This window comes from Klebsiella sp. K47 (genome assembly GCF_051858335.1).
GTDB lineage: Bacteria > Pseudomonadota > Gammaproteobacteria > Enterobacterales > Enterobacteriaceae > Klebsiella > Klebsiella pneumoniae.
Window position 1 is genome coordinate 1 of record NZ_JBPYUI010000010.1, and the last position, 3,720, is coordinate 3,720.

The window sequence follows — 3,720 nt, forward strand, 5'->3', positions numbered from 1 at the left end:
AGACGGTATCCGAAAAGGGCGTTGCGCTGGGGTCGGAGCCGTGGCATATGCATCCGGTGGTGTTTTTGGAGGCGATCCGTATTAAAGAAAGATGTAGAGAGCTATTTTCTAAAATTTCCAGTGTAATACTTCAACATGAAGGGGGATATGTTAACGATCCTAATGATCGCGGTGGTGAGACTAATATGGGGATCACTATTGCGACCTGGAGAGCATATGCACCTAGTGATCTCGGAATTGAAGCAACTACCAATACTCTCAGAAATATGACAAAGGAACAGGCAGAGATTATTTATTATAATCATTATTGGGAGCCAAAAGGTTTTTGTAAGCTTGAGACTATAAAAATAGCCTCAATGTTATATGACTGGACAATTACATCAGGTCGCGCTGTTACACAGGTACGAAAAATGCTTCATAATGAGTACAATATAAACTTAGTTGTGAGTAACACAATGGATGATGATATGATTCATTGTATTAATGCAATTGAAGATCAGGAGCAATTACTGTCACGCATCGCAGAGGTTAGAAAATAATATTATCGTTCTTTAACTATAACTAACGGTGAACCTAATACTCAGGTTCGATTCCTCACTGGCTGGATAAATAGAGTCAATGATTGTTTAAGGGTTAATATATGAATAAAATATTATTGTTTTTATTATTCATTTCCTTTCATTCAATGGCCAGTTTTTCAGGTCATTGGGTCAATGAGAGTGAATCGCAATCGTTAACATTGGATTTGTTCGAGAACGGTACCCACCTTACAGGTAAATATTGTTTTATAACTAATGATGGTAATAGAATTGATTGTGCTGAAGATAATGATAGAAATATTAATGGCATAATTAAAGATAATGTTGGAGTGGTATCTTTTGAAAGCACATTTGGTAGTGTTGGTGAAGCAACATTATCTGTTGGAAAGGATACTCTCATATTCACTATTAACAATGATATGCCATTTATCAATGCCAATATGTCTGTGCCCAAAGTTATATTTTTCAAAAGAGCAATGCAAAATATAACAAAAAAATCTTATGAAGAATGTGATAATGATGAAACATTAATTGCATTATGTGAATTATCTGGGGCAGAAAAAAAGTGGCAATATTTTTTCGCAAATAATGAAAACAAATCCCGGTACTTACTCAAAAAAGTGGATACTGGTGCTGTTGAGCTTGAAGTGAACTTTGATGTCAAAAATAAATTGAAAAGATGGTTGGATTTAAGTACCTATACAACCTATTTTGGTTTCAATAAAGGGGCTTATTCCTATATTCTTGGTGTTCCTGAAGAAAAACCTGGTGCCGTAGCGTTTCTTGATATTAAGAAAAATGGAAAGACTATAAGTGCTAAAGAATGCTCTTCAAATTCATTTGGTGAAAAAAATATTAAGATTGATAGTATTGAGGATGTGCTGGACTCGTCCATAAGGGATAATGATTTCAAATTTCCTTAAGTAAATTTGAATAGTATTATCACGGTTTTTATTAATGGCTGTTTATGGATTACTGCTTCGTTCTGATTTTGTTATTATTTATCTGTTTTTTATAGGGCTGTAGCTATGTATGGTTCTGAGGGGATGATGGTGATGAAGGTAGCGAGCTATCTGGTGCCAGGAAGTGGCAGCAGTCTGATCTTACCCAGCAATAGTGGACACGCGACTAAGTGAGTAAACTCTCAACCAGAGGTGACTCACATGACAAAACCAACATCAACCACCAAAAAGCCACGCAAGCAGCACACTCCTGAATTTCGTCAGGAAGCCCTGAAACTGGCTGAACGCATTGGGGTGGCAGCTGCCGCCCGCGAACTTAACCTGTATGAATCACAGCTCTACAACTGGCGAAGCAAACAGCAAAATCAGTTCTCTTCTTCTGAACGCGAGCAGGAAATGTCCGCTGAGATCGCCCGTCTGAAACGTCAACTGGCAGAACGGGATGAGGAACTGGCCATTCTCCAAAAGGCCGCGACATACTTCGCGAAGCGCCTGAAATGAAGTATGTCTTCATCGAAAAACATCAGGCTGAATTCAGTATCAAAGCCATGTGCCGTGTACTTCAGGTTACCCGTAGTGGTTGGTACATCTGGCATCAGCGTCGTTATCAGGTAAACCGGCGTCAGCAGTTCCGCCTTGTCTGTGATAACGTCGTCAGGGAAGCAATCAGTGACGCAAAACAACGCTATGGCGCGCCACGCCTGACGGATTAGCTTCGTGCCCAGGTTTACCGGTTCAACGTGAAAACCGTGGCTGCCAGCCTGCGTCGTCAGGGGCTACGGGCGAAAGCTTCACGAAAGTTCAGTCCGGTCAGTTACCGCGAACATGGTCTGCCAGTCTCAGAGAATCTGCTGAAGCAGGACTTTTACGCCAGCGGCCCGAATCAGAAGTGGGTGCGTGACATCACGTATCTTCGCACTGGTGAAGGCTGGCTTTATCTGGCCGTGGTTATCGATCTGTGGTCGCGGTCAGTCATTGGCTGGTCGATGTCCTCACGGATGACAGCACAGCTTGCCTGCGATGCGTTACAGATGGCGCTGTGGCGGCGTAAACGTCCGGAAAACGTCATCGTGCATACAGACAGAGGCGGTCAGTACTGTTCAACGGATTACCAGAGCTTGCTGAAACGCCATAATCTGCGGGGGAGTATGAGCGCCAGAGGTTGTTGTTACGACAATGCCTGTGCGGAAAGCTTCTTCCATACGCTGAAGGTGGAATGTATCCACGGAGAGGACTTTGTCAGCCGGGAAATCATGCGGACAGCAGTGTTTAATTATATTGAGTGTGATTACAATCGGTGGCGTCGTCACAGTGCCTGTGGCGGTCTCAGTCCGGAACAATTTGAAAACCAGAACCTCGCTTAGGGTTGTGTCCACATTACGCGGGTAGGATCAGATGGCATTCACTGAGCTGACCGGAGTAAAATTAGGCGAAGCTATAGCCTCAAGAGGAGTGTCCGCTTTTTTTGCAGGAAGTCTTGCCGGATTATTATTATCCGTTGGAGCTGAAACATCCAGAGCAATATACACGTCCCGATATCTGAAGCGCAGAAATCCGGTACTGCATGATAAACTGCAAAATCTGGGAGATCTGGATCTTCTGTATTTTCTTGTTGAGGATATTGTAAAACCTTTCGAAACAGCGTGTATGGTCAGTGATAAGAATCCAGCAGAATTTAACAAAATATGTGAATATTTCTTTGGTGGATTATGAATATAAAACGAACATTACTCATCCTGCTTTCCCGTGTTATCAGAGGGGCTGGGATGGGATTAGGTGCTTCAGGTATCGCGCTGGCTGGTTGGTTCTTTTTTTTCTCAGTAAATGAATATAAATTTCTCTGGGGTTTACTTTCAGTTGTGGAATTCCTGGTGGGGTATCTGATATATCGATTTGCATATGCATATATTTATGATGAATGGAATGATTATCATTAAGAAATTAAACGGCGTGGTCTGTTGATCGATTTTTGATGCTCATTAAAAGGGTTGGCTTCCTTAGCACTCATGTGGACTAGTATGGACTATGCAAGGAAAACGCTTTGCCAAAACACAACATTTTAAGTCAGCAATACCAACGGGGAGCAGGTGATAAAATTCAGGAATTACAGAAGGAAAGATGATTGGTGCGTCTGAATGGACTCGAACCATCGACCCCCACCATGTCAAGGTGGTGCTCTAACCAACTGAGCTACAGACGCATTATGGTGCGTTTAATTG

General features: G+C 42.3%; 4 protein-coding genes, 1 tRNA gene and 1 pseudogene. 5 read left to right on the top strand and 1 reads right to left on the bottom strand.

Going from position 1 to position 3,720, the window contains the following annotated elements; genetic code table 11:
• The 5 genes and pseudogenes from RRF55_RS11500 to RRF55_RS11520 all read left to right on the top strand — a co-directional run.
• Positions 1–539: glycosyl hydrolase 108 family protein (locus RRF55_RS11500; protein WP_431538885.1), on the top strand; the 539-nt coding region annotated here is incomplete at its 5' end.
• Positions 540–640: 101 nt separating this feature from the next.
• Positions 641–1,462, top strand: coding sequence for a hypothetical protein (locus RRF55_RS11505; protein ID WP_064153420.1), 822 nt, complete (start codon positions 641–643; stop codon positions 1,460–1,462).
• 240 nt (positions 1,463–1,702) lie between these two features.
• A pseudogene (locus tag RRF55_RS11510) lies at positions 1,703–2,865 on the top strand (IS3 family transposase).
• Positions 2,866–2,896: 31 nt separating this feature from the next.
• Positions 2,897–3,214: a hypothetical protein gene (locus tag RRF55_RS11515; RefSeq protein WP_155105648.1), complete on the top strand. Its 318-nt coding sequence runs from the start codon at positions 2,897–2,899 to the stop codon at positions 3,212–3,214.
• A complete protein-coding gene (locus tag RRF55_RS11520; RefSeq protein ID WP_077250274.1) occupies positions 3,211–3,438 on the top strand; it encodes a hypothetical protein in 228 nt (75 codons plus the stop codon). Before RRF55_RS11515 ends, RRF55_RS11520 begins: the two co-directional genes overlap by 4 nt.
• Before the next feature lie 186 nt (positions 3,439–3,624).
• Here RRF55_RS11520 and RRF55_RS11525 read toward each other — a convergent pair.
• Positions 3,625–3,701 (bottom strand) — tRNA-Val (locus RRF55_RS11525).
• Positions 3,702–3,720: the final 19 nt, after the last annotated feature.